Here is a 25380-nt window from a genome sequence, read left to right as displayed (position 1 = left end):
TCTCTTTCCGGGCCCGTAGAGATCGGACACCATGGACAGCCGCCTCATCTCTCCGCTCCAGCCCCTGCCTCCCGGGGCAGCGGTTGCCGGTGCGCTGATCCCGACTCCCCGGAACGCTCTGGCGCGGCCCCGGCGAGTGGGACGGATCGAGGACCACGGCTTCATCGGGAACATGCAGACGGCCGCCCTGGTCGACCGGGACGGCAGCATCGACTGGATGGGCCTGCCCCGCTTCGATTCCCCGGCCTACTTCACGAGCCTCCTCGGAACCGAGAAGCACGGGCTGTGGCGCATCGGCCCGGCCGGCGCGGACGGTACCGCGCCCGCAGCAGCGGACAGGCGGCGCTACCTCGACGGCACCCTGATCCTGGAGTCCACCTGGATCACCACGACGGGCACGGTCCAGGTCCTCGACTTCATGCCGGCCACCGGCGAGGCGCCGCAACTGGTACGCATCGTGCGCGGCGTCAGCGGCCGGGTGCCCATGCGCTCTCTCCTGCGGGCGCGTCCCGGCTACGGAAGCAGGGTGCCGCGGATCAAGGTCGACGGTCGCCGGGCGAGCACCGACCTCGGCGACGGCCAGCTCTGGCTCGACACCGCCGCCCCCACGCGTGAGACCGACGGTGACCTGTGGTCGGAATTCACGGTGTCCGCGGACGAGCACGTCGCCTTCACCTTGTCCTGGGAGCAGGGCCCCCCGCCGCCGCTGCCGGACGCGACTGGGCTGATGAAGGCGACCGCGGACTTCTGGAGGGTCTGGCTTTCCCAGTCCTCCTACACCGGGCCCCACCGGGGTGCCGTCGAGCGGTCCCTCATCACGCTCAAGGCCCTCACGTATGCGCTGACCGGCGCCATCGTGGCGGCACCGACGACGTCGCTGCCCGAAGAGATCGGCGGCGTGCGGAACTGGGACTACACCTTCTGCTGGCTGAGGGACTCCGCCCTCATCGTGGAGATGTTCCTGGCCTGCGGCTTCGTACAGGAGGCCCGGGACTGGATCGCCTGGCTCCGTATGGTCATCGGGGGCCGCCCCGAGAACTTGCAAATCATGTACGGGGTCGGCGGCGAGCGCGACCTGCCGGAGACCGTGCTCCACTGGCTGCCAGGCTTCGAGAACTCGGCCCCGGTCCGGATCGGGAACGGCGCCGTCAAGCAGCTGCAGCTGGACATCTACGGCGAGGTCGTCAACGCCCTGTACGCGGCGCAGCAGCGCGACCCGGGCCTGACGGCGGTCGTCGCGCCGCTGATCACGGACCTGGTGGGCTGCCTGGAGACGTGCTGGGAGGAGCCTGACGAGGGGGTGTGGGAGGTCCGCGGACCGCGCCGACAGTTCGTCCACTCCAAGGTCATGGCCTGGGTCGGCTTCGACCGGGCGGTGCGGCTCGTCGAATCCGGAGCCTGCCAGGGTCCGGTGGAGCGGTGGCGGGAGATCCGGCACGCGATCCACGAGCAGGTCTGCCGCGACGGATACGACGAGCAGCGGAACACCTTCACGCAGTCGTACGGCTCGCCGGCACTGGACGCCTCCCTGCTGCAGCTGGCCATCACCGGCTTCCTGGACCCGGACGACAAGCGGCTCATCGGCACGATCGAGGCGATCCAGCAGGAGCTGTCCATCAAGGGCGGGTTCCTGCTGCGATACCACACCGACGGCGCGGCGCCGGGCGTCGACGGCCTGCCCGGTGACGAGGGCGCCTTCCTCATCTGCTCGGGGTGGCTGGTCACCGCTCTCGCTCTCATCGGGCGCGTCGACGAGGCCGAGATCCTCCAGGACGGACTGCTGCGGGCCCGCAACGACCTCGGCCTGCTCGCCGAGGAATGGGACCCCGTCAACGAGAGGCAGCTGGGGAACTTCCCGCAGGGCTTCTCGCACGTGGCGGTCATCCAGTCCGAGCTGGCCCTGGATGACGCGCGGCGTGGCGGGGAGCTGGTCGGGGCGGAGGCCGGTCGATGAGAGCGGCCTCCCTCCACCCGACGGGGTTCGCGGCTACTGAGCCCGGGGCCATGTCGCCCTCGTACGGGGCCTGCCCCGGCCCGGAGGAGATCACCGTCGACGACCTGTTCCCCCTGAGGGTGGCGCGGGAGCCGTTCGAGGCCGCGATCGGGGAGCATTTCGACACCCTGACGATGCCCAGTCGCGCCGCGCTGGAAGTCATCAGCCGTTTCGAGGAGTTCCGGCCCCACCCGGTGGGCGCCGCCGTGGCCCGTGCGCTCACCGACGAGTGGGTCCTCATCCTCCCGCCCGGCTCCGGCTACGGAATGCAGTGGAGCTGGCCGGCCGAGCACCGCGACGAGGGCCTCCTCGAGGTCCCGCCGCGCACGGCCGGACCGGACGACGACCTGCGCTGGGCCCGCTTCGGCAACGCGCAGGGACGGGTTTTCAGCGCGCCGTTCCTACTGATGGCCGCCCTGTGCCCGCCGCCCGCAGCCCGCCCGCCGTACCCCGTACCTGCCCGAGACGACCGCACGCCCGTGGGGATCTGATGAGCACTCTGATAGAAGCCGCAGCGGTTGCCGTGCCGTCGGCGCTGGCCCTGGCGGGCGGAGGTGCGGTCTGGCACTTGCGGGGGTCCCTGCGGGCGGAGCGCCGCCGGTCCGACAGGTTGCAGCGGCATGCCGAGAACCTGACCCGGCAGTTGCGGGCCGCCGAGCTGATCCTCGGGCAGGTGGCCGACGAGGTGGTGCCCGCGATCCAGGCGGCCGTCGTGAGGCCTGGTGCCGGGCAAGGCGTCGACTTCACGCTGCCGGACATTCTGAGGGGCACCGTGTTCGCCGACCGGGTGCGTGCCGTCGTCGATTCGGTGGCCGCGGCGATGCGGCAGGTGCAGTACGACGCGGAAACTGCCACCGGTGTCCAGGTGTCCCAGGTCAAGCAGGAGGCCCAGGCAGCGGCTGCCGAAGCCCAGCGTGCTGCCGAGGAGGCGGCTCAGGCTGCGGTGCGCAGCTTCGCCGCGTCCTTGGTGGTGATCGCATCGAGGGTGAGTCGGCAGATCAGCGAGGGGGTGCGCTGGCACGCGGGCGGGGAGGCGTACGAGACGCTCGTCACCATCGACCGTCTCGTCCAGCAGCTGCTGCTGGTGGCGCAGAACTACGTGATTCTCGGCGGTGGGAAGCTGTCCCGGCGCTGGCCGGCCACCACCTTCACCGACGTGGTCCAGGCGGCGATGGGCCACCTGGAGGGGTTCGAGCGGATCAAGCACGAGGAATCCGATGTCGCCCTAACCAGCCGGGCAGTCGGGCCGGCCGTCCACACGATCGCGGTGCTCCTCGACAACGCGCTGAAGTACTCGCCCTCGTCGGCCTCTGTAGACGTGCGCCTGCTCAACGGGCATCACGGCCTGACGGTGCGGATCGACGACGCCGGGCTGCAGATGAACCGCGAGGCCGTGATGGCCGCCCGCCAGACCCTGAACGGTCAGAAGACCGCGCCGGTCACCCAGCACGGGGCGCATCCGCGCACCGGGTTCGCGGTGGCCGCGGCCCTGGCCCGCGAGTACGGCTTCAGCGTGGACCTGGAGGCACCCAACGCCTACCGGGGCACGAGCGTCCAGATCTTCTTCCCCAGCCCCCTGCTCACCCACGCCCCCGAAGAGCAGGGCGCCGGCGTGCAGCCCGCCCCGCCGGCGCCCGCGCCGACGACCACGTCCACCGGCCTGACCGTCCGCCAGCGCGGCGCGGCCCTCGCACCGCGGCAGCCCGCCGCCGGTGCCGAGCACGCCCAGCCGGGCCGCGCGAGCGTGGTCGCCGCCTGGGCCGCGGGCACTAGCCGCGCGCGCCCCACCACCCCTGAAGGAGCCTGATGATCACCGACACGCACGCCAACACGCTCGGCTGGCTGCTCGACGAGCGGCTCGCCACCCTCGACGGAGTCCAGTGCGCGGTCCTGCTCAGCACCGACGGCTTGCTGCACTCCCGGACGTCCTCGATCGGTCACGACCAGGCCGAACGGCACGCGGCCATCGTCGCCAGCCTGCGCGGCGCCGCCCGCACCTACAGCGAGGAGTTCAGCGGCGGCGGGATGCGGCAGCTCCTGCTGGAGATGAACTCGTACGTCTGCCTGGTCACGCAGGCCGGCCCGAACGCACTCCTGCTCGTGCAGACCACCGGACCGGACGTCGACCTCGCCGCGATCGCCCACCAGATGGGCGAACTCGCGGTGAGCGTCGGAGACCAGATGGCCGTGGAGGCCCGGACGCCGGTACGGAACGCGCAGGCCGCGGGGTGAGCGGGCCGCGGCGGGACCCGGACATGGTGCGGCCCTTCGTACGGACCGGAGGGCGTGACCGCCCCAGCCGGCCGGACGTGCGCCTGGAGTCCCTGGTCCTCGCCGCGACCGGCCCGGCCGACGGGCTGCCCCTGAACCACCGCCGGATCCTGGCCCTGGCCCAGGGCGTACGGGGCGGCCTGGCGGTGGCCGACATCGCCGCCGTCCTTCAGCTCCCGCCGTCCACCGTCCTGATCCTCGTCTGCGACCTGATGGACAGCGGCCACCTGAGCAGCCCCGCCAACGCCCGCGACGACCAGCCCGACATCGACATCCTCAGGGAGGTGCTCCATGGTCTACGAACCAAAGTCTGAGATCCGCCCCACCACCGCGGTGCACTCCGCGAAGATCGTCGTCGCGGGCGGCTTCGGCGTGGGCAAGACCACCTTCGTCGGGTCCGTGTCCGAAGTGCCGCCCCTGCACATGGACGAGCCGCTCACCCAGGCCGGCGCCAAAGTGGACGACCTCGCCGGCGCCCCGAAGAAGACGACGACCACCGTCGGCGTCGACTTCGGCCGCATCCACATCAGCGCAAGACGGGTGCTGTACCTGTTCGGGACCCCGGGCCAGACCCGGTTCCGGCCGCTGTGGCAGAGCCTGACCGAGGGCGCTCTGGGCGCCCTGGTCCTCGCCGACACACGCAACCTCGACGCCTCCCACGAACACCTGGCCCTCCTAGAAGAGCACGCCATCCCGTACGCCGTGGCGATCAACCGGTTCGACGACGCCCCCGCATATCCGCTCGAGGAGATACGCCAGGCCCTCGCCCTGGACGTGGAGACCCCGCTGACCGCATGCGACGCCCGCGTGGGCCGTTCCGGCTACCTGGCCCTGATCGAACTCGTCACCTATCTGACCGCCCGCCACCTCCGCCCCCTGGAGCGCCACCCGTGACCACCACCCCCGGCGCCGCCCCGCCGTCGTCCCGTATCGCGCTCTACGAGGCCGAGTTCGCCGCCGACCCGCACGCCGCCTACACGGCGATGCGCCTCGCGTACGGGCCGCTCGTACCCGTCGAACTGGCCCCCGGCGTGCCCGCGACCCTGGTCATCGGCTACGACCAGGCCCGCCGCATCCTCAACGACGAGCTGCGCTTCCCCGCCGACCCCCGCGTGTGGGAGCAGGCGGTCCCCGACACCTGTCCCGTGCGGCCGATGATGGAGTACCGCCCCAACGCGCTGCGTTCGTCCGGCCCCGCACACTCCCGCTACCGGGCGGCGAACGCCTCCGCCCTCGACGCCGTCGACCAGCACCGCCTGCACGCCCTCGTCCAACGAGTCGTCGCCGAGACGATCGCCGATTTCCGCTCCGAGGGCCGTGCCGATCTGCTGGCGCAGTTCGCGTGGCCGACGGCATTCCGGATCCTGAGCGCGCTGTTGGGCTGCCCGGACGAGCTCGGCCTGCGCATCGCGAACGGCATGGCCAAGATCTTCGACGGGGTGAACGCGGCGGCCGGCAACCAGATGCTGGCCCAGGCGGTGTCCGAGCTCGTCGCCCTGCGCCGAAACCAGCCCGCCGAGGACATCACCTCCCGGCTCATCGCCGACCCGGCCCGGCTCGACGATACCGAGATGGCGCACCAGCTCGTCACCCTGTACGGCGCCGGCATCGAACCGCTGACCAACCTGATCACCAACACCCTGTTGAAGATCCTCACCGACGAGGACTTCTCCGCGACCGTGCACTCCGCCGGCGCCTCCGTACGCGAAGTGCTGGACACCGTGCTCTACCGCGACCCGCCTCTGGCCAACTACTGCATCACCTACCCACCGCAGCCCGTCCACCTCGACGGCATCCTGCTGCCCGCCCACCAGCCGGTCGTCATCTCCATGGCCGCGTGCAACAACGACCCCGCCCTGGAAGGAGGGGGGTCCGGCGACCGGGCCCACCTGTCGTGGAGCACCGGCCCGCACGCCTGCCCGGCACGCTCCCTGGCCTACCTCATCGCCGAGACGGCCGTCACCGACCTGCTCGACGCGCTGCCCGAGATGGACCTCGACTGCCCTACCGACGAGCTGACCTGGCGCCCAGGCCCGTTCCACCGCGCGCTGACCCGGCTCCCGGTCCGCTTCCCCGCTCCCGCCGCAGCCTGAAGGAGAAGTTTCCATGTCCCAGCCCGCCACCCCGATCGTCCTCGACCCCACCGGCGCCGACCACCACGGCGAGCACGAGCAGCTCCGCGGCCACGGCGCCGCGGTCCGCGTCGACATCCTCGGCGTGACCGCCTGGTCGATCAGCGACCCCGCCCTGCTCAAGAGCCTGCTCAAGAACACCGACGTCTCCAAGGACGCCCGCGCCCACTGGCCCGGCTACGAAGAGGCGATACAGACCTGGCCGCTCGCGCTGTGGGTCGCAGTCGAGAACATGTTCACCGCGTACGGCGACGACCACCGGCGGCTGCGGCGCATGATCGCCCCCGCCTTCTCCGCGCGCCGCATCGACGCCCTGGCCCCCGTCGTCGAGACCATCGTGGAGACGATCCTCGACGACCTCGACGACCTGCCCACCGGACAGAGCATCGACCTGCGCGAACACGTGGCCTACCCGCTTCCCATCGCGGTCATCGGCCACCTCATGGGCGTCCCCGCCGACCAGCGTGCCCACTTCCGCGGCGTCGTCGACGGTGTCTTCGACACCACCCTCACCGCCGACCAGGCCGCCACTAACACCAAGGACCTGTACAAGGTCCTGGACCAGCTCATCTCCACCAAGCGCACCGACCCCGGCGACGACATGACCTCCCTGCTCATCGCCGCCCGCGACGACGACGGAGACAGGCGCGGCCTGTCCGACGCCGAGCTCCGCGACACCCTCCTGCTGATGATCAGCGCCGGATACGAGACCACCGTCAACGTCCTCGACCAGGCCATCAGCCTCCTGCTGACCCACCCCGAACAGCGCGACCAGCTCCGCGCCGGCCACGCAGACTGGGCGGACGTCGTCGAGGAGACCCTGCGCCTGGAGCCGGCCGTCAAGCACCTCCCGATGCGCTACGCCGTCAACGACATCGTGCTGCCCGACGGCCAGACCATCGCCAAGGGCGAGGCGATCCTCGCCTCCTACGCCGCGGCCAACCGGCACCCGGACTGGCACGGCGAGACCGCCGACGACTTCAACATCCGCCGCGCCACCAAGGACCACCTCGCCTTCGGGCACGGCGTCCACTTCTGCCTCGGCGCCCCGCTCGCCCGACTGGAGCTCGCCACCGGCCTGCGGAAGCTCTTCACCCGCTTCCCCGACCTCGAACTCGCCGTCCCCGCCGACCAGCTCAAGCCGCTCAGCTCCCTGATCAGCAACGGCCACGAGCAGCTGCCCGTCCGCCTTCGCCCGGCCGCGGCCTGACCACCCGACCAGGAATCCAGATGACCACCTCCGCCACCGTCGCCGCCCCGATCACTCCGCTCACCCGGGCTCAGAAGCGGGTCGCCGCCCACCTCGTGTGCGGGCTCACCAACCCGGAGATCGCGGGCGAGGAACACCTGTCCGGCGACACGGTGAGCTCCCACGTCCGGGTGATGCGCGAGAGCCTGCACTGCCCTCCGCGCTCCTCCCGCGCGGTTCTCGCCCATGCCCTCCTCAGCCACCAGCAGGTGCCTCCGCCCCCGCCCCCACTGCTGCGCCGCGCCTTCGAGCCGGACGCGGACGACCTGCTGCTCATCCGCGCCATCGCCGAGCACTCCCGGCCGGACGACATCGCCCGCGCAGCGCGCATCCCGGCCGGCGAACTGCGCACCCGGACCGGCGGCCTCGTACGCAGGACGGGCGCCAGCAACGCCGCGCACCTCATCGGGCTGGCCCACACTCACGGCATCCTCGGCGGCGAAGGAACCACCACCGCCGAGCAGCCCCCGGCACGGCCCGCCGGAGCGGCGCGATGAACACCCTCACCCCCGACACCACGGCCTCCCCCGACGCGGCAGCCGACCGCGACGGCCGGGCGACGTGGGCGTACGAGATGCGGCCGATCGTGACAGCCGCCGACCGCGAGGCGGCCGCCGCTCTCGTCCAGGACCGCGGCCTGTGGCTCGCCCGACGCGGCTTCGACGCGCCCGCCCTCCATGTCGCCGCCTTCCGGGACCACCGTGCGGAGGCGGTCGGCCTGTACGAGGACGACGACCGGGACGAAGTCCTCGTCGGCTGTCTCCTCCTGCACCGGGAGCCGGATCTGCGGACGTGGGCCGTCGACGACCCCACTCCGGCACTGAAGGTCTCACTGGCCCACACAGCGCCTGGCCGCACCGACCGGACCGGATGGCTGATGACGCTGTGGCTCGCCGACTATGCGGCCCACACCGGCATCGACTGTGTGTACGCCGAGGTCCCGAGCCGGAGTACCGGGCCCGACGGTGCCGGCGGCCGGCTCCTGGGGCATCTGCGCGACCTCGGCTGGCACGTCCTCGGCTCCGGTCGTACCCCGGACGGTCACCGGGTCGCGCGGATCCGCCTGCCTGCCGCTCCCTCGCCCGGTCTGGCTGCGCTCATCCACTCCACTGTCCCCGCCGTGACGCGACGCGGGCCCAAGGAGGGCAGCGAGCGATGAGCACCCTCACCCAGCGCTCGACCGGACTCGTACCACCCCTGTCCCTGGGCCGCGCCCTGCCCCCGCGAGCGCGAGCGCTCCGCCGGGCCCCGGTCGGAGGCGCACTGTGACGACGGCCTCCGACACCACCGCCAACCCGGCGGCACCGGGCGGCAGCCCAACCGCCTGGCATGCCTTAGCCGCGCTCCTGGTCGGTGAGGGCACCAGCTACGCGGGGACCGCCGTCCACCAGGTGGCGCTGCCCGCGCTCGCCGTCCTCCAACTCCAGGCCACCCCCGGCCAGGTCGCGCTCTTGGCCTTCGCCGCGAAGTTCCCGGCGCTCGTCGTCTCGCTGCCGGCGGGCGTCGTTCTGGACCGGTACCCGATACGCACCGTGCTGCTCACCACTGACCTCGCCGCGGCCACCTTCGTCCTGGCTATACCCGCCGCTGCCGTTCTCGGCCAGCTCACGATGCCCGTCCTCTACGCCGTCGCCTTCACCCTGGGCACCCTCTCCGTCCTCCACAGCGCCGCTGCGATGGCGGCGCTGCCCCGTCTCGCCGGACCCGGGCTGCTGCACCAGGCCCATGCACGGCTCACTGCGGCGATCACCGTCGCCGGATCCGCCGGGGCAGCGCTGGGGACCCTGCTCGTCGCGGCAGTCGGGCCCGCCCGGGCGATCCTCGCGAACGCGGTGTCCTTCCTCGTGTCCGCGTGGTGCGCGACCCGCATCCGCGTGCTGCCCGTCCCCACGGCGCGGGGCAAGAGGCCGCCGATGGTCGGCGAGATCCGCGACGGTCTCCTCCACAGCGCCCGCCACCCCTTGCTGAGTCCCCTGCTCCTGGCCTTGGCCGGTACCGGCTTCGGCACCGGACTGGCCAGCACGTACCTGGCGTACTACCTGCTCACCACGGCGCAAGTCGGCGCGACCGGCCTCGGCGTGATCATGGCGGCGAGCAGTCTCGGGGGCCTTACCGGAGCGCTGCTCGCGCCCCGCCTCGTCCGCCACCACGGCCCGGGCGTCGTCCTCAGCATCGGATTGACGGTCTACGCCCTCACCCACGCGGCGCCGCTCATCGCCGGACCTGGGCTCGCGTGGCTGGTGGCCCTCGCCGCCGCGGGGTGGGCGCAGCACGCCGCGGCGTGCGCCGTGGGCACCACTCAGCGCTCCGTGCAGCAGTCCGTCAGCCCGCCCCATCTCGGGTCCCGGACCTTGCAGACCTCCTTCTGGGTCATCGCCGGCAGTGAGACCCTCGCCGCCCTCGCCGCCGGTCCCATGGCCTCTCTCACCAGCGTGCCCACCACCATGCTGACCGGCCTCGTCCTGCTGATCCTGTCGTCCTGGGTGCTATGGCGCTCGCCTATAGGCCGCCTGACCTCCATGCCGATACCCGTGAACGCGGGGACGGGCTGATCCTCCGCGCCGACCCTGACTCGCCCGTACGCGGCCTCGTAGCCATCAGTAGGACTTCGGTATCCCCCATCGACCAGGTCTACGAGACGCAGTTGCACTGGATCGCCGCTCGCTCGGGCGGGCTGTGGCTGGTGCGCGCCGAGACCGAAATCTGACAGCCGGACTGATCGAGAGGCAGGCACATCACGATGACTACGCCCGGGAGCCCACCCAACTGGGTCGCCATCGGTCGCGACCTGACCGCGCGGGCAGACACCGCCAGGGAGTCGTGGCGGACGCCCGCCCACCGCCGAGCCGCCGCGCCTGCGGAGGTGTTCGCGGCGGCCCGGAAGGCCGACGCCGACAACGCCCTCTTCCTGGGGGACATCGTCACCCAGCACGGCTGGCCGGGACGGTCCCGGATCGGCGAGGACGGATGCCGGGCCGCGGTGGCCATCGCCGTCCACGCCGACCAGGACCGTCAGCTTCAGAGCCGGTTCCTTGCCGCCTTGCGCGAGGCGGCGCAGCAGGGCGAGGCGACGCCCGCCCAGTGGGCCTATGTGCACGACCGCGTGCTCGTCAACAGCGGTCAGCCGCAGTTGTACGGCACGCAGTACGTCTACCGGCCGGACGGACCGGGCGGGCTTCTCGAGCTGCTACCGGTCGCCGAGCCGGACGCGCTCGACCGCCGCCGCGCCCAGGTCGGCCTTCCCGTTCACAGCGAGCAGGCCCGGCTTCTGCGCCGGCGCCACCTCGCCTCCTTATCCACCACCCCGGTCGTCCGGCTCGTAGAGAGGCCCGCGGCATGAAGACGATCACCGTCGTGAACTGGAACCTGGAGAAGGGCATAAACCTTCGCTCCGGTGCCCGCTGGGTCCGCGAGCAGCGCCCCGACCTGTTCTTCCAGCAGGAGGTCCAGCCGGACCAGCTCGCCGAGCTGGAGGAACTGCTCGACATGGACGGCCACATCGCCGTTCCCAGGCCGGGCAGCTCCAACGACAACGCGATCTTCGTGCGCCGTGGTGGGCCGCTGGTGTGCACCGAGGAGTACCCGCAGGCATGGGCGCCTTGGCACGCGCCGGCGAACATCGCCGTCCGGCTCCGCGGCGCCGACGGCACCCTCAGCCCCCGCCAGATCAGCTGCGTCAGCATGCACACCTGCTACTGGTCCCCCGAGTACCGGCTGACCGAGGCTCGTTGGTGCACCACTCTCGCCAAGCCCGGCTGGCTGGCCATGTGCTTCGGCGACTGGAACAGCTACCGCGTCGGCACCGAGCACGCCTGGGATCCGTATGCGGACCGGGCCTTCGTCGCCAACCGGACCTACGAGGAAGCCGGACGTCGGCACACCGACGTCCGGCCCGATGGCGAGCTCTTGGCGGCTGGCTACATCGAGATCGCCCGTCACGCCGCCGAGCACCTCGGCCGGCCCGACGCCATGAACGCGACGGCCGGCTACCGCGACCACCCCGGCCGCCCCAGCGGCCCCGGGTACTGCATCGACCGCGGCTACCTGAGTGCCGAACTCGCGCCCGCCCTGGTGGACTTCTCGGTCTGCGACTCCCCGGACCTGCGTCGGTTGTCCGACCATCTCCCCTTGATGGCCGCCTTCGACGCCGCCGAGCTGCAAACGATCTTGCATCGGAAGGCCGAGGTGTACGTGCCGAACGCCCAGAGCCTCGCCAGTTCGGATGGGCAAGAAGGGGCATACGCATGACCGACAGCAGGCTTATCGAACCCACGCCCGGAGAGGAGCAGGGTTCCGCCCCCACGCCTTGGCCGACCGGCGCGGATGCTGGGATCGACTTCATCGCCAGCCTGCACGCCGACGTGTGCGAAGAGCTCGCCGACCTTGCCCAGCGGTGCATCACCGGGTACAGCGACGACCGGCCGGTCAGTGCCTCCCTGGTGCGCTCGCGGCTCACGAACGCGCTGACCGGCGCGCCGCCGGTGCTCGCCGTTGCCCGGGACGGACGGAAGGTCACCGGTTGGTGCGCCGTCCGCCTCCCGGAGCCCGGCGAGCAGAAGGCGCGGCTGTGGGGTCCGGTCGTGGATCCGGCGGTGCGCAGGGCGGGGCTGGGCCGGAGGCTGCTGCAGACGGTGGTGGAGGCGGTGGAGTGGCCGCTGGTGACCACGGACGTGCCCATCGACCGGGACGGCGCGACCGACTTCTTCGCCCGTTCTGGGTGGGAGGTGCTGGACACCATCACGGTGCTGCACGGTGCCCCCGCCGACGGCGTGTTCGCTGCCGTCACCGCCGCAGACATCGGGGAGCCGGAAGCGTACGTCTCCGCGGCCGCCCGCCGGTTCGCGGGACTGGAGGCGTCGTTCGCCGCCTCGACGTGGCCGCGGTGGCGCGACGACGCGCGATTCCACCCGGAGACGTTGCTGCTCGACCCGCCGACCGGGTCGCTGCTGCTGGCCCTGGCCCAGGAGAACGCCGCACACAGTGAACTGCTGCTGGCTGAGGTGTGGGCCGCTGACGAGGAGGCCCGCAGGCGGCTGATCGCCCAGGCGCACATCCTGGCCGGCGCCCGGCAGGTGACGACCGTGCGCGCGGTGACCCGGCAGGACCCGGCCGACTTCGTCGCCCACGGCATGCGCGTCACCGGCCGCTGCCGCACCTTCACCCTTCCCGGCGAGCGCTGCGCCCCGGGCTTCCGTTGATCCACCACCCCCTTTCCGACAGGAGGGCATTGATGCCCGCATCCGTGAAACCGCCGCTCGTCCACGCGGTCGACATCATCGCCACACCGGACGAGGCCAGCCATCTGGCCGGTGAACTCGCCACCCGCCTCGCCGTCAACCCCGACGTGCAGAGCATGGATTGGGACGAGGCGACGGCGTCGTGGCGATGCGTGCTCGTCGACGGCGGTCGCGGCCGGCTGACGCTGGCTGCCCCGGCGGACCCGGCCGCGGCCGCCGCGAACACCCACCGGCTCGTCACGACCTTCGAGCAGGGCAGCCCGGCCGAGGCCGAGGCGTTCTTCGCCGCCGCGCGGCATCTGCCGTTCACCGACACCGAGGTCGCCGCTGCCGTGGCCGAACTGCCGCTGACGAGCCGACTGGCCGACCGGTGGCCGGACAAGCCGCTGGCCAGCACCGGGGTGCTGCTGACCATCCACCACATGCGGGACTTCCTCGTCCTGGTCGACAGCCTCCTCGCCCTCGGCGTGGATCCGGCGCACATGACCGTGATCGACAAGGAGTACCCCTACGCGCACACCCACCGCGTGGACGCGCACCTGGTGCAGCGGCACGGCATCGCGGTGTGGCGCTACCGGGACCTGCGCGAGGGGATCGAGGACCACATCGAACGGGTCGCCGCCGCGGGCAAGCAGAGCGTGGTCATGGACGACGGCGGCTACGTGATGCCCACCGTCCTTCGCGAACTGCCGGAGCAGGCGGGTCATTTCACCGGGCTGGTGGAGCAGACCACCTCCGGCATCCGCAAGGTGGAGGGGCTCGAGCTGCCGCTGCCGCTGTTCAGCGTCGCCGAGAGCGACATGAAGGGCATGATCGAGTCGTACGGGATCGCGGATGCGGCCATACGCAATACGCTGCGGCTGCTGCCGGACGAGAAGCTCGAGGGCCAGGCCGCGCTCGTGCTCGGCTTCGGCCGTATCGGACACGAGGTCGCCCGCGTCCTGGAGATGCGGCGCATGCGGGTCGCGGTGTTCGACTCCGACATCACCCGCCTGGTCGCCGCGCACGAGGAGGGGTTCCTCACCGGCCGGTCGCTGGACCAGCTGGTGCGCACGCACCGGCCGCGGCTGGTCGTCGGCTGCGTCGGCAGCCGCAGCTTCGGCGCGCGCGAGGCCCGGCTCCTGCCTGACCGGTCGTTCCTGGTCAGCACCACCAGCCGGAACTTCGAGTTCGACCTCGACGAACTGCGCGCCGGCAGCACCCAGGTCACCGACCGGGGCGTGCTCGGCACCGGCTACCAGCTCACCGGCGGCCCTGAGATCGTCGTCCTCGGGCACGGCATGCCGATCAACTTCCACTACGCCGAGTCCCTGTCCAACCGTTACGTCGACCTGGTCCTGGCCGGGCTCGCGGTCGGCGCGGTGGCCCTGGCCCGCGCCGATGCACGGCTGCGGCCCGGCCACAACGTCGCGGCGACCAACCTGATCCTTGCCGAGGCGGGCATCGTCGACGACTACTACCGCCTCTACGGCCCGGCCGCCGGCGGCGGGCGTGGCTGAGCGGATCTTCACCCTCGACGACCTCACCGGCACCCGGTCGGTGTGCGGCTGCCTGACGTGCGACCTCGGCGCCGTGTTCGCCCACCACCTCACCGCCCTGCGCACCGACTACCCCGGCACCGTCACCACGCTCGGCCATCGCGGCGCCTCCCCCGGGACGACCGCGGTGCCGCACTTCCTCGCCGTACGCCTGGGCGACGGCCTCGCGGACGTCGTGGTGTGGGAGGAGATGCGCCCTCAACAGCTGACGGCCTGGCTTCCGGCCGCCGACGCCCGGGCCCGGGTGCCGCAGCTAGCCGCCCGGATCCCGAGCCTGGTCCGTGTCCGCCAGGCGCTGCGCGCGGGCACCTTCACTCCCTCCGGAGCGGCCGGCGAAGCCTTGTCCACCGGCGGCCGTTACCCCTCGTTCCGCTTTCTCGTCGAACACTGGCCCACCCTCAAGAAGGAGTTCACCCCATGACCACAACGCCCTCCTCCGACTTCGCGACCGTCGGGACCGGCTACGCCGCGTACTCCAGCGGCGGCCGGGGCCGGCTGCGCCACGACATCACCGCGCGCCGGGTGCTCGCCGAGCTCGGGGAGCGCTCGGCCCGCGTGCTGGACGTCGGCTGCGGCGACGGGGAGATGGTGCTGCGCCTCGCGGCCGCCGGACACCACGTGACCGGCGTGGAGAAGTCGTCCGGCATGCTCACCTCCGCGGCCGACCGGGTCGCCGCCGACCCGGAGATCGCCGGGCGGGTGACGCTGGCCGAGGGCGACGTCTACGACCTGCCCTTCGAGGACGGCGCGTTCGACGCGGTGGTCTGCCACGGCGTCGTGATGTACCTGCCCGACTCCGTTGCCCCGCTCGCCCACCTCGCCCGTCTCGTCGCCGTCGGCGGCGTCCTCAGCGTGCTGACAAAGAACCAACTGGCCGTGGGCGTGCGCGAGGCCCTGTCCGGCGACTACGCGTCGGCCCGTGCGCAGATCGAGAGCGGGCAGGCCGCCAGCGTGGGCAACCTCGGCATCACCACCCGGGGCGACACCCCCGAGCACCTGGACGACCTCGCCCGCGCGAACGGGCTCACGCCGTTGCCGTGGCAGGGCGTGCGGATCTTCCACGACCACCGCACCGACTGGAAGCCCACTGAGGAGGAGTACCGGGAGGCGCTCGAGACGGAGTGGGCGGCCTCCAGCCGCAGCCCGTACAGGGAGCTGGGCCGTCTGGTGCACGCCGTGGCCCGCCGCGAGGCCACCGCATGAACGCGCCATCGGCCATCCCGCCGCTGACGATCGGCCACCTCGCCCGGGACCTCGCGTCCCGGGCGGGGCAGCCCATGCCGGCCCTGCGCTGTTACGAGTCGCTGGCCGCCCTGTGGATCCGCTCGTGCGACACCGGCCTGCCGGGAGCGGGGGTCCTGCGGGACATGACCCTGCGCGCGGGCCGACGGCTCGCGGCCGGCGAGGACTCCCTCATCGCGCCCGAGGTCGACCGCATCCCCAACCGGCTGGCGAGGGACGAGTCGTTCGTGCGTCTGCCGGCGTCCCTGGCCGTCCAGGGAGTGGAGTGGCAGGACGCGGTCCGGCTGGCCCGGACGTGGCTGGAGCGCCGGGACTGGTCCGGCCCGGTCCTCGTGGCGGGTGTGCGGACCGGCGGGGCGTACCTGGCGCCGCTGGTCGCCGCCGGCCTGGAGGCCGCGGGCGTGGATGTGCGGGTGGCGAGCGTGCGGGCCGGTGAGAAGCCCGAGGTCGGCGACCGGCGGGTGCTGCTGGTGGACGACCCGCCGCTGACCGGCCGGACGCTGCTGGCTCTCGCCCGAGAGGTCCCGGGAGCGGCCGGGGCCGAGGTGCTAGTGCCGGTCTTCGACGCCGCGGACGTGGAGGGACTGCGCCAGGCGGGGATCGCGGTCACCGTGCTGCCGCGCGAGGAATGGCAGTCCACCCGCCGCCTGGAGCCCGATGCCCTGTCCGCCTACCTGACGGCCGAAGCCGACTGGCCGAGCGCGGAGGGGGCCCCGGTTGTGGACGGCCTCGTCCCCGGGCGGGAGAACTCCGCCCTGGCCCCGTGGCCGGGTGTCCGGCGCCGCTCGCCGGCCCGGGCCGGCATCCGGCTGCGCACCTCCGGCGGCGTCCGGCACGCGGTCGCCGGGTGGGTGCCGCCGGGGATCTTCGGCGACGCCGCCCGCGCTGTGGCCACCGCACTGCGCAGTCCCCTTCTTCCGGCCACGCTCGCCGTGGCCCCCTCGCTCGTGGTCAGCGAGGATCTCGTCCCCACGGCCGCACTGGGCCCGGAGCCGGCACCGCACCTGCTGGATGAGGCGGTGGACTACGTCCTCGTCCGCGCCGAGCAGCTCACGGTGGAGCCCGCCCGGCCCGGCAGGCCGATCCCCAGGGTCGTGCGCACGGTGGCCCAGGCCCTGACCGGAGCGGACGAGGAAGCCTCCGCCGCGCTGCTGCACCGTCTGCTGGCCGTCCTCGCCCCGGCGCTGCCCGACAACCGGTGCGAGGCGGAGAAGTGGTTTCTCGACCACGGCGGACGACTGCGCAAGACCGGCCACCTCGCCCACCCCTACCGCCGCGACAACGAGCTCCTCACCCCGCTCCTCGACCTGGCGGCTCTCGCCGTCGCGTTCGGCGGCGGCCTAGAGGCAGTCGCTCAGAGCCTCGGGCGACGCCTTCCCGGCCAGTTCTGGTACTCGGCGCTCGCAGTCGCGCTGCTGTGCTACGGCACGGCCCGCGGCGGCCAGCTCCCGCGCACCTACAACGCCCATCGCGCGGCCGAGACCGCCGTGGAGGCGTACCGGCTTCAACGTGGCATGTCCCAGGCAGCCGCCGTAGTCCAGCACATGCTGACCGACGCCGTGGCCGACCATGCGGTGGCCGCACCGGGTGTCGTCCACCGGTGGGCGCAGCAGCCCGGCGCGCTGGTGGAGCCGAGGCTGCCCTTCGGCGGCACCGCCGCCGCCGAACTCGAACCCGGGCCGACGGATGAGGAGACGGAGATGACGCTGAAAGCCGTCACGCGGTGGACTGAAGGCGGCATCTTCCAGCCGGTCCGGGAGGGGAACACGCTGCTGCTCGCCCCTCTGGGCACACCGTCGACCTGGCCCCGCGCCGGGGAGACGCTGGTGGAGCTTGCCCGGCTGCTGCCCCGTCCCGGGCTGCTGGGCTGGTGCGGCGTGCCCATGGTGGCCCTGAGCGAGGTGGGCTGATGCTGGCCTTCGACTTCGACGGAGTCCTGCATGACTCCCGCGCCCGGGCCTGGCGCTGCTACCAGGACGCCCGACAGGAGATGGGGCTGGACAAGCTGCCCGACCTGGCCGGCCCGGACGACCTGCCGGTCGTGTACCAGGGCGTGCTGAGCGCCTCGCTGACCCGCTGGATCGACTTCGAGACCGCCGAGCGGTTCTGGAAGCGGCACGCCGAGCTGACGGCCCGGTCCGCCGCCGACGAACCGCACGGCGTTATCGCGGAGATGGTCGGCCCGCTGGCCGAACTGGCCGCCGGGCCCGGGTACGCGGTGGTCACCGGAAGCCATCACACCACCGTTCACGGCCTGCTCGCCCGTGGCCTGTCGGCCGAGGTGATGCCCCGCGTACTGCTCTCACGAGACGAGCCGGGCAGCAAGACCGACAAGCTCCGTCTCCTGCGCACCCGGCACGGAGCCACCGCGTACGTCGGCGATACCGGCAGCGATGTCCTCCACGCCCACGCCGCCGGTCTGACGGCGATCGCCGTCGCCTACGGATACGCGAGCCGCGAGGACCTCGCCGCCGCCGTACCGGAACGGATCCTGTCGACCCCGGGCGACCTGGCCGCCTACTGCCAGGCCCACACCACCTGACCCGTATACCCCAAGCTCCCGCCCACCCCTGGGGATCTCCTGACGCCCGGGGGCTGGTGGGCCCCTGCCCTGAAGGACCTTGCCCATGGCCGTCACACCAACCGCGGTGTTCAAGCGCCCGGCCTGCCCGGTCACCACGACGCCATCCGGCAGCCACCCGCTGACCAACGCGGGCGGCGCCACCCTCGCGCCCGGCGACTTCGCCGTGGGCTGCGGCCCGGTACGGAGCCGCAACGACAAGCACGCGCCGGAACGCCAGCCCCTCCGGTCCGCCGCGACAAGCAGACCCCGACCTGGAGCTGAGCGCACCGGCCCACGATCCGCACTCTCTGAAGGGCACTCCTGATGAACGACTCCCCGGTTCGGGAACAGGCCGTACGGCTAGCCACCGCCCTGGAGCACACGTTCCCCTCGGCGCCGCCGATCGACCCCGGCGACACCGAGGAGATGGGTGCTCTGGAGCTTCTGCTCCTGACCCCAAACGACCTTCGCACCTTCATCGAGGACCGCTACGCCGAGCACGCTCTGCGGGTCCGCGTCACCGGCACCCTTGACCGGCGGCTGGTGCTCCTGGAGACCGGCGGCGGCTGGTGGACCCTGGCCGACCTGTCCGGCCAGCCGCACTCCGGCAGGGCCTGGCCCCAGTGGACCGGCTCCCGGCTCCTGATCGACCAGCCGGACTCCTGGCTCTCGGCGGCCGTGCTCGACGAGAGCGCGGTGGAACGCCTCAGCAAGCCCGACGTGCTGCTCGCGGCGCTCTACCACCCCGAGAATTTCCCCCTGCCCCGCTTCCCACTCGGCATCAGCGACGTGGCCCGAGCCGCGCGTGCCACCATGACCGGCACCATCACCCTGCTCGACATGCAGCTGGGCACCACCCTGGAGGACCTCCTCAAACAGGTCACCACCGCGCCCCCGGACATCCTCGGCATCAGCGCCACCTTCGGCCAGCACGACCTCCTCGAAGAAGTCCTCGACTCCGCCTACGCGTTACCCGAGCCGCCGCTGGTGATCGCCGGGGGCAGTCTGGTGGCCCGCAACGAGGGCCTGCTCCTGGCGAAGTACCCCAAGCTCCTCATCGCACGGTCGGCCGGCGAGCCCACCATGCAGGGCCTCCTGGCCTACTGGCACGGTGAGATCCCCCTCACCGACATACCCGGGCTCGGCTACAACGGCGCCCCGCGCGGCGGCGGACTCGCCGTCGTCGCCCGCCGGACGGCCAAACTGCGTGCTGCCGTCGCCGCCGCCGACATCCTGCCCGAGCTCGACCTCCTCCGCCTCACCCTCCAGATGCACGGGGTGGCCCAGCTGGAGATGAGCCGGGGCTGCACCAACACCTGCTCCTTCTGCCCGCGGGGGCACAAGGGCATCTGGAACGGCCCCGACCCGCTGGCCGGCTGCTGGATCCTGGCCTGGATCCGCCGCGTCTTCGACGAGTTCCCCCAGGTCTCGCGGACCGCGTACCTGGTCGACGAGGAGATCATCGGCCGCGGCGAACAGGTCGTGCCTCGCATCCTGGCCCTGGCCGCCGCGTTCCACCGGGCGGGCTTCCGCTGGGAGTCGAGCTGCCGCATCGACCAGGTCACGCACCCCGACATGGACGAGACCTGGCACATCGAGCGGGTCGCCATGTGGCGCACCCTGATGGACCTGGGGCTGCGCCGGATGCTCTTCGGCGTGGAGTCGGGCGTGGACTCCATCCTGGACCGGTTCAACAAGGAGAACACCGCCGAGCAGAACGCGGTCGCGATCCGCACCCTGTCCGCGCTGAACGTGCCCACCCGCTACACCTACATCACCTTCGACCCGTTGATGACGCTGGAGGAGCTGAAGGAGACGCACGTCTTCCAGGGCCGTACCGATCTGCTACTGCGGCCGCAGCCCGGACTGGCGGCTGCCGACATCGTGCGCGGAGTCCGCGACGAGGCGTGGGTCGCCGAGCACACCACCGGCCGGGCGCTGCACACCGGGATCAGCTACATGCTCGTCAGCATGGAGTCCCTCATCGGCGCCGCCTACACCCGGATGGCCGCCGCCGAGGGCCTCACCGGGGCGGAAGAGCCGCTGATGGGCCGGGTCGCCTGCCGGTACCTGGACTGGCGCATCGGCGTGGCCAGCAACTGGGCCCAGCGCTGGGTGGACCGCCACTTCTCCCTCGACTACACCTTCAAGAGTCTGGAGAAGGTCCTCGACGACGCACCGCGGCATGCCGTCCGCCAAGCCCGCGTCGTGCTGAAGGACGCCGCTTACCAGGTTCTGGGCGACTTGATCGCCGCGATCGAGCAGCACGACCTGGAGCAACCGGAGCAGGAGCAGGTGCTCGCCTCTCGGATCGAGGCGGCGCTGGAAGAGCGGGCCGGGACTCTGCGCGGGCAGATGGCGCCCACGGTGCGCGAGGTCACGACGTACCTCACCGGAGAGCACGCGGCCACGCTGGACCGGGTGCACGGCCGGTGGGAGACGGCGGCCGGCTGGGAGCTGATCAACGCAGGGGATTCGTGCGCCGACTGAGCCGGCGCCGAGCCTGGGTGACCCGACGCGTCGGCGTCGGGTCACCCAGGCTCGCGCGCTCACGCGCCGCCGGTCTTCTCCGGGATCGGCACCCAGTTGAACTCCGGGCAGAAGCGGGCGTACGTCGTCAGCTTCCAGGTCGCGTACTCCTCGGCCCGGCCCGAGCTGCGCAGCAGGTGCTTGACCCAGGTGTGCGCGATGCGCTCGTCGGGGGTCATGGTCACGTCGATCTGGTCGAGCATCCGGCAGGCGACGGCGAAGTCCTCGACCGTGAGCGCGCTCAGGTCGATCTCGATGCCGTCCAGCTTGAAGGAGAAGACGAGCCGGGAGGTGGAGTAGCGGGTCTTGCGCTCGCCCAGGAACGTCGTGTGCGGCGCGAGGGCCGCCCGCAGGCGGTCGCGGTCCTCGACCGGGTAGCCGATGCCCAGGTCCAGGTCCGAGGTCTCCAGGTTCAGGCGGGTGCCGAAGGAGCCGACGTCGCGCGGCTTGTGTCCGGTCCACTCGCTGATCATGGCGGCCGCGTCGGCGCGCACCTGCTCCAGGCGGTCGTCGTGGACGCGCATCTCCTCGTAGAAGGCGCTGGCACGGGCGAACTCGGCGTCGGTGAAGTCGCCGCGGTCGACCCAGCGCCGCTCCGTGATCGCGTTCAAGTCAAGTTCGGTAAAGGGAGGTTGTGTCGTCACCCGAGGCACCATACTCACTCCCCGAAGCGATTCATCAGCGTTTGCTACTAATTGAGAAATAAGAGGTACTTCCTGTGAGTGCTCCCTCCTCCATCGCGCGCCGCACGCTCACCCGCGGCTTGTCCGTTCATCCGATCGGGATCGGTGCCTGGGCCGTGGGCGGCTCCGACGACAACCTCGGGCTGCCCATGGGCTGGGGCACGGCCGACGACACCGCCTCGCGCCACGGCCTGGAGGAGGCCTACGAGCTCGGCGCCAACCTCATCGACACCGCCGACGTGTATGGGCACGGGCACTCCGAGCGGATCATCGGCGACTTCGTCGCGACGGTCCCCCGCGACACCGTGGTGCTGTCCTCCAAGGTCGGCTACCACCGCGGCACGGCCCGGCACGCGTACCTGCCCGCGGCCATGCGCCGCCAGCTCGAGACGAGCCTGGAGAACCTGCGCACCGACCGTCTGGACATCTACTTCTTCCACAACGCCGACTTCGGGCCCGACGACCGCTACCTGGAGGAGGCTGTCGCCCAGATGCGCGACTTCCAGCGCCAGGGCCTGGTCACGGCTGTCGGGATGCGGGGCCCACACCGCCACGCCACCGAGCGGGTCACCATCGCCAAGGAGAAGCGCCAGGACAAGTACGCCCGGTTCGCCTACCTCGCCGAGCAGATCCGCCCGGACTACCTCGCGGCCCGCTACAACGCCCTGACACCGCCGCCCGCCGACGGCCGGCCCGACATCTTCGCCCTCGCCGCCTCCCTCGGCGCCAGCGTGCTGATCAACAAGCCCTTGGCCCAGGGCCTGCTCACCGGCAAGTACGACCCCGAGCACCCGCCCGTCTTCACGCCCGGCGACCACCGGCTGCGCAAGGCGTGGTTCACCCCGCAGGCACTGCGGATCATCCAGGATGGTCTCGGCCCGCTCCGGGAACGCTTCGGCGACAGCCCGGCCGCCCTGACGCGTGTCGCGCTCCAGGTGTGCCTCCAGCGAGCCGAGAACGCCGCCGTCCTCGTCGGCTTCACCCGCCCCGAGCAGGTCAAAGCGAACCTGACCGCCGTCGGCACCCCGCTGACCGACGACGAACTCGCCTTCGTCCGCGACACCCTCGGCCGCCTCCAGAAGACCCTGGACGCGCACAGCGAGGTCTTCCTGGACGAGAAGGAAACCGGCCGATGAACCCCGCCTCTGAGCAGCTGTCCCTGCTCGCCACCGACGAGCCCGTCCACCAGCCAGCCACTGACACCGTGCGGCTGCTGCTGTTCAACGCCCAGCACGCCTCTGCTGAACGCTCGCGCCGCCAGGCCGAATGGATCGCCGGCCAGAAGGGCGCCGATATCGCCGTCCTCACCGAGGTGTCCTCCACCCAGGGCGGCGACGCCCTCGTCGTCGCGCTCACCGAGCGCGGGTACGCCACCGTGGTCGCCCCCCAGCCGTCCACGCCGGACTACCGCACGGTCATCGCCTGCCGTACCGGCGACGTCCGGCCGGTCCCCAGCCCGGTCACCGTCACACCCCATCGCGCCCCGGCCGCCCGCGTCACCGTCGGCGGCCACGGCATCGGAGTGCTGGGCCTGTACGTGCCCTCCCGCGGCCCGAAGGACCAGCGCAATGTCGCCAAGCGTGCCTTCCAGGAGGCGGTCACCGAGAGCCTGCCACGGCTGCTCACCGCCTTCCCGGACATGCCCGTCATCGTGGCCGGGGACCTCAACGTCATCGAGCGCGGCCACCAGCCCCCGCACAAGGTGTTCGGCAACTGGGAGTACGACTTCTACGACTCGTTCCAGGCCGCCGGCCTCACCGACGCCTTCCGCCACCTCCACCCCGATGAGGTCGCCCACTCCTGGTTCGGGCTCACGGGCAACGGCTTCCGCTTCGACCACCTCTTCGTCTCCACACCCCACGCCGAGCGCGTCCTGTCCTGCGACTACCACCAGGAAGCCCGCGAAGCAGGGCTGACCGACCACGCGGTCATGACGCTGCGCTTGAGCCTGCCGCCCACCCCGGGCGAACAGGGCGAAGCCCCAGCGACGGGGGCTGGCTGACAGCCGGCCGCCGCAGCGACCGAACGTCGGCGTTTCGGCCAACCTCCCCCGAGCCGCAGGCCCTTGCGCGGCAAGGGTCGATGCACTGCGCACCCTCGGAATTCCGCTGAATCACAGGGCACGCAACGCGTCCGAAAGGAACAGGTGCTCGAAAACATGCGGCGTCGTTGAGCACGGCGACGCCACCGCCACGTCCACGAGAGGGGAACACATTGACGCCAGTCGAACCAGGCGGCGACAAGACCCACGAGGACCTGATTTCCCGTAAGCGCGGCCTGTCCCGGGGCGAGTTCACTGCCGACGCCCCTCAGTACGGAATCGCGCCGTCGACCGGCGGCGTACTCGGCCCCCAGGGCGCCAGGCCGACCGGCTACGGAACGGCGAGCTGACCGACCGGCGCTTGTTCCCCCGCCTGCCCACCCCCTGACATCGAAGGCGAGACGACTCCCATGCCACCCAGCTCCACCGCGATCCGCAGGACCGTCGAGGCGTACCTCGGCCGGCACCCCGGCGAGCGTGACGCCCTGGCCGAGCTCCTCGCCGCGCTGGACCGGCCCGTCGACGCGACCGCCCGGACGGCGCTGCCCGGGCACGTCACGTGCAGCGCCGTCGTCATCGACCGGCAGGGCCGGGTCCTGCACATCCGGCACCGGGCCACCGGCGGTCTCATGCTCGCCCCCGGTGGCCACATCGAGCCCTCGGACCGCACACTGCTTGCTGCGGCGCTGCGCGAGGTGGCCGAGGAAGCTGGAATCCCACCGGGCGCCCTGTGTCTGACCCGGCAGCTGCTCGGTTCCCCGATCGACATCGACGTCCACGACATCGACGCCAGCCCTTCCAAGGGGGAACCGGCCCACCGCCACTATGACGTCCGCTACGTCTTTTACCTCGTCGGCGAGGAGCTGCCGACGATCGCGCTGCAGGACGAGGAGGTGTCCGGCGCCCAGTGGCTCCCGCAGCCGGAGGTCACCTCGCCGACGCTGCGCGCGAAGCTCCTCGCGGAGGGCCTGGACGGCAGGCCGGAGCCGGTGAACGCCTCCGCGCTGATCCACGACGGGGCCGGCGGGTACCTGCTTCATCTGCGCGACCACAAGCCCGGCATCATCTGGGAATCGGGGGCGTTCGCCCTTCTCGGCGGCGGCCGCACGCACGACGACCAGAGCATTGAGGGCACCCTGCTGCGGGAGCTGTCCGAGGAGGTGCCCGACCTCCGCCTCGAGGACGTGAAGCCCTACGCCTTGGAGGCCGCGACCAGCATCGACGGGCTCAGCGTCCCGGTCCAGGTCTTCGCCGGCCGGTGGCGCGGCAACCCCGACCGCCTCCGACTACGCGAGGGTGTGCTGCTGCGCTGGTTCACGCCCGACGAACTGGACCCGCTGCGCCTGAGCCCCGCCACCCGGGACCTGATTCGCCAGCACGCGGCCGAGAACCCCCCGGACAACAAGCCGGCCGCGGCTCCGCCTGTGTGGGACGGGGGCAGCCGAGTGGTGCTGAACGGCGTCGGAGTCCACCTCCACCTCGAAGACGCCGAAGGTCGGGTGCTGCTCGGCCTGCGCCACCCCGACTCGAAATACGCGGGCGACACCTGGCACTACCTCGCCGGGCGCTGCGAGCAGGAATCCGCGCTCTCCTGCCTGGTCCGCGAGGCGTGGGAGGAAGCAGGGCTGGTCATCGAACCCGACGACGTGGAGCTCGTCCACGTCGTCCACGTCGTCGACACCCCGGGCAGCCTGCCCCTGATGCAGCTCGTTTTCCGGGCTCGCCGGTGGAAGGGCACCCCCGAGGTGCGCGAGTCCGACAAGTGCCTGACCTGGCAGTGGTGGCCGCGGGACGAGCTGCCGGACCCGATCGTCTCCTACACCCGCACGGCTATCACCGCGATCGCCGAAGGCAGCCTCTACTCTCAGTTGGGCTGGTGAGCAGGGTGAGCACACGCACCGG

24 protein-coding genes are annotated in these 25380 nt (G+C 71.9%); 23 read left to right on the top strand and 1 reads right to left on the bottom strand.

The window, feature by feature from the left end:
• Positions 1-136: 136 nt before the first annotated feature.
• The 20 genes from IF30_RS0100780 to IF30_RS0100680 all read left to right on the top strand — a co-directional run bounded on the left by IF30_RS0100780 (position 137) and on the right by IF30_RS0100680 (position 20715).
• A complete protein-coding gene (locus IF30_RS0100780; RefSeq protein WP_267884490.1) occupies positions 137-1954 on the top strand; it encodes a glycoside hydrolase family 15 protein in 1818 nt (605 codons plus the stop codon).
• Between the two features lie 50 nt (positions 1955-2004).
• Positions 2005-2484: a hypothetical protein gene (locus IF30_RS0100775; protein ID WP_030230414.1), complete on the top strand. Its 480-nt coding sequence runs from the start codon at positions 2005-2007 to the stop codon at positions 2482-2484.
• Positions 2484-3800, top strand: a complete 1317-nt coding sequence (locus IF30_RS0100770; RefSeq protein ID WP_051708962.1) for an ATP-binding protein — start codon at positions 2484-2486, stop codon at positions 3798-3800. Before IF30_RS0100775 ends, IF30_RS0100770 begins: the two co-directional genes overlap by 1 nt.
• Positions 3800-4225 carry a roadblock/LC7 domain-containing protein gene (locus tag IF30_RS0100765; RefSeq protein WP_051708961.1) on the top strand — a complete coding sequence of 142 codons (426 nt, stop codon included), beginning with the start codon at positions 3800-3802 and terminating at the stop codon, positions 4223-4225. The genes IF30_RS0100770 and IF30_RS0100765 overlap by 1 nt, the downstream gene beginning before the upstream one ends.
• A gap of 23 nt (positions 4226-4248) precedes the next feature.
• Positions 4249-4578, top strand: coding sequence for a DUF742 domain-containing protein (locus tag IF30_RS0100760; protein ID WP_037898627.1), 330 nt, complete (start codon positions 4249-4251; stop codon positions 4576-4578).
• Positions 4556-5158: a GTP-binding protein gene (locus IF30_RS0100755; RefSeq protein WP_037898571.1), complete on the top strand. Its 603-nt coding sequence runs from the start codon at positions 4556-4558 to the stop codon at positions 5156-5158. Before IF30_RS0100760 ends, IF30_RS0100755 begins: the two co-directional genes overlap by 23 nt.
• On the top strand, positions 5155-6357 hold the full coding sequence (locus IF30_RS0100750; RefSeq protein ID WP_030230399.1) for a cytochrome P450: 1203 nt from the start codon (positions 5155-5157) through the stop codon (positions 6355-6357). Before IF30_RS0100755 ends, IF30_RS0100750 begins: the two co-directional genes overlap by 4 nt.
• A gap of 13 nt (positions 6358-6370) precedes the next feature.
• The gene (locus IF30_RS0100745) at positions 6371-7606 is read left to right on the top strand and encodes a cytochrome P450 family protein (protein ID WP_030230396.1); all 1236 of its coding nucleotides are present in this window, start codon (positions 6371-6373) and stop codon (positions 7604-7606) included.
• A 20-nt stretch (positions 7607-7626) separates the two neighbouring features.
• Positions 7627-8142 carry a LuxR C-terminal-related transcriptional regulator gene (locus IF30_RS0100740; protein WP_030230393.1) on the top strand — a complete coding sequence of 172 codons (516 nt, stop codon included), beginning with the start codon at positions 7627-7629 and terminating at the stop codon, positions 8140-8142.
• Positions 8139-8804 carry a hypothetical protein gene (locus IF30_RS0100735; protein ID WP_051708960.1) on the top strand — a complete coding sequence of 222 codons (666 nt, stop codon included), beginning with the start codon at positions 8139-8141 and terminating at the stop codon, positions 8802-8804. Before IF30_RS0100740 ends, IF30_RS0100735 begins: the two co-directional genes overlap by 4 nt.
• A gap of 106 nt (positions 8805-8910) precedes the next feature.
• Positions 8911-10197: an MFS transporter gene (locus IF30_RS0100730; protein WP_051708959.1), complete on the top strand. Its 1287-nt coding sequence runs from the start codon at positions 8911-8913 to the stop codon at positions 10195-10197.
• A 188-nt stretch (positions 10198-10385) separates the two neighbouring features.
• Positions 10386-10985 (top strand): DUF6624 domain-containing protein, encoded by a 600-nt coding sequence (locus tag IF30_RS40805; RefSeq protein WP_158834632.1) that lies wholly within the window; start codon positions 10386-10388, stop codon positions 10983-10985.
• Positions 10982-11893, top strand: coding sequence for a hypothetical protein (locus IF30_RS46235; protein ID WP_030230378.1), 912 nt, complete (start codon positions 10982-10984; stop codon positions 11891-11893). Before IF30_RS40805 ends, IF30_RS46235 begins: the two co-directional genes overlap by 4 nt.
• Positions 11890-12843 (top strand): GNAT family N-acetyltransferase, encoded by a 954-nt coding sequence (locus tag IF30_RS46230; protein WP_030230375.1) that lies wholly within the window; start codon positions 11890-11892, stop codon positions 12841-12843. Before IF30_RS46235 ends, IF30_RS46230 begins: the two co-directional genes overlap by 4 nt.
• Before the next feature lie 32 nt (positions 12844-12875).
• A complete protein-coding gene (locus IF30_RS0100705) occupies positions 12876-14381 on the top strand; it encodes an NAD(P)-dependent oxidoreductase (RefSeq protein ID WP_030230372.1) in 1506 nt (501 codons plus the stop codon).
• The gene (locus IF30_RS43110; protein ID WP_030230370.1) at positions 14374-14841 is read left to right on the top strand and encodes a hypothetical protein; all 468 of its coding nucleotides are present in this window, start codon (positions 14374-14376) and stop codon (positions 14839-14841) included. The genes IF30_RS0100705 and IF30_RS43110 overlap by 8 nt, the downstream gene beginning before the upstream one ends.
• Entirely contained in the window at positions 14838-15623 is a 786-nt protein-coding gene (locus IF30_RS0100695) for a class I SAM-dependent methyltransferase (RefSeq protein WP_051708957.1), read from the top strand. The genes IF30_RS43110 and IF30_RS0100695 overlap by 4 nt, the downstream gene beginning before the upstream one ends.
• Complete coding sequence (locus tag IF30_RS0100690; RefSeq protein WP_030230366.1) at positions 15620-17572, top strand: phosphoribosyltransferase; 1953 nt, start codon at positions 15620-15622, stop codon at positions 17570-17572. The genes IF30_RS0100695 and IF30_RS0100690 overlap by 4 nt, the downstream gene beginning before the upstream one ends.
• Positions 17572-18204: an HAD family hydrolase gene (locus IF30_RS0100685; RefSeq protein WP_030230364.1), complete on the top strand. Its 633-nt coding sequence runs from the start codon at positions 17572-17574 to the stop codon at positions 18202-18204. Before IF30_RS0100690 ends, IF30_RS0100685 begins: the two co-directional genes overlap by 1 nt.
• 345 nt (positions 18205-18549) lie before the next feature.
• Positions 18550-20715, top strand: coding sequence for a B12-binding domain-containing radical SAM protein (locus IF30_RS0100680; protein ID WP_234322532.1), 2166 nt, complete (start codon positions 18550-18552; stop codon positions 20713-20715).
• A 59-nt stretch (positions 20716-20774) separates the two neighbouring features.
• On the opposite strand, the gene IF30_RS0100675 is transcribed toward IF30_RS0100680, so the two are convergent.
• A complete protein-coding gene (locus tag IF30_RS0100675; RefSeq protein ID WP_234322531.1) occupies positions 20775-21365 on the bottom strand; it encodes a hypothetical protein in 591 nt (196 codons plus the stop codon).
• Between the two features lie 152 nt (positions 21366-21517).
• Between IF30_RS0100675 and IF30_RS0100670 the strand changes: the two genes are divergently transcribed.
• The 3 genes from IF30_RS0100670 to IF30_RS0100660 all read left to right on the top strand — a co-directional run bounded on the left by IF30_RS0100670 (position 21518) and on the right by IF30_RS0100660 (position 25358).
• Complete coding sequence (locus IF30_RS0100670) at positions 21518-22573, top strand: aldo/keto reductase (protein WP_234322530.1); 1056 nt, start codon at positions 21518-21520, stop codon at positions 22571-22573.
• Entirely contained in the window at positions 22570-23439 is an 870-nt protein-coding gene (locus tag IF30_RS0100665; RefSeq protein ID WP_030230353.1) for an endonuclease, read from the top strand. Before IF30_RS0100670 ends, IF30_RS0100665 begins: the two co-directional genes overlap by 4 nt.
• Before the next feature lie 449 nt (positions 23440-23888).
• A complete protein-coding gene (locus IF30_RS0100660) occupies positions 23889-25358 on the top strand; it encodes an NUDIX hydrolase (protein ID WP_030230350.1) in 1470 nt (489 codons plus the stop codon).
• Positions 25359-25380: the final 22 nt, after the last annotated feature.

This window comes from Streptomyces sp. NRRL S-350 (assembly GCF_000719705.1).
Classification (GTDB): Bacteria; Actinomycetota; Actinomycetes; order Streptomycetales; family Streptomycetaceae; genus Kitasatospora.
This window is presented reverse-complemented; position numbering and strand designations above follow the sequence as displayed.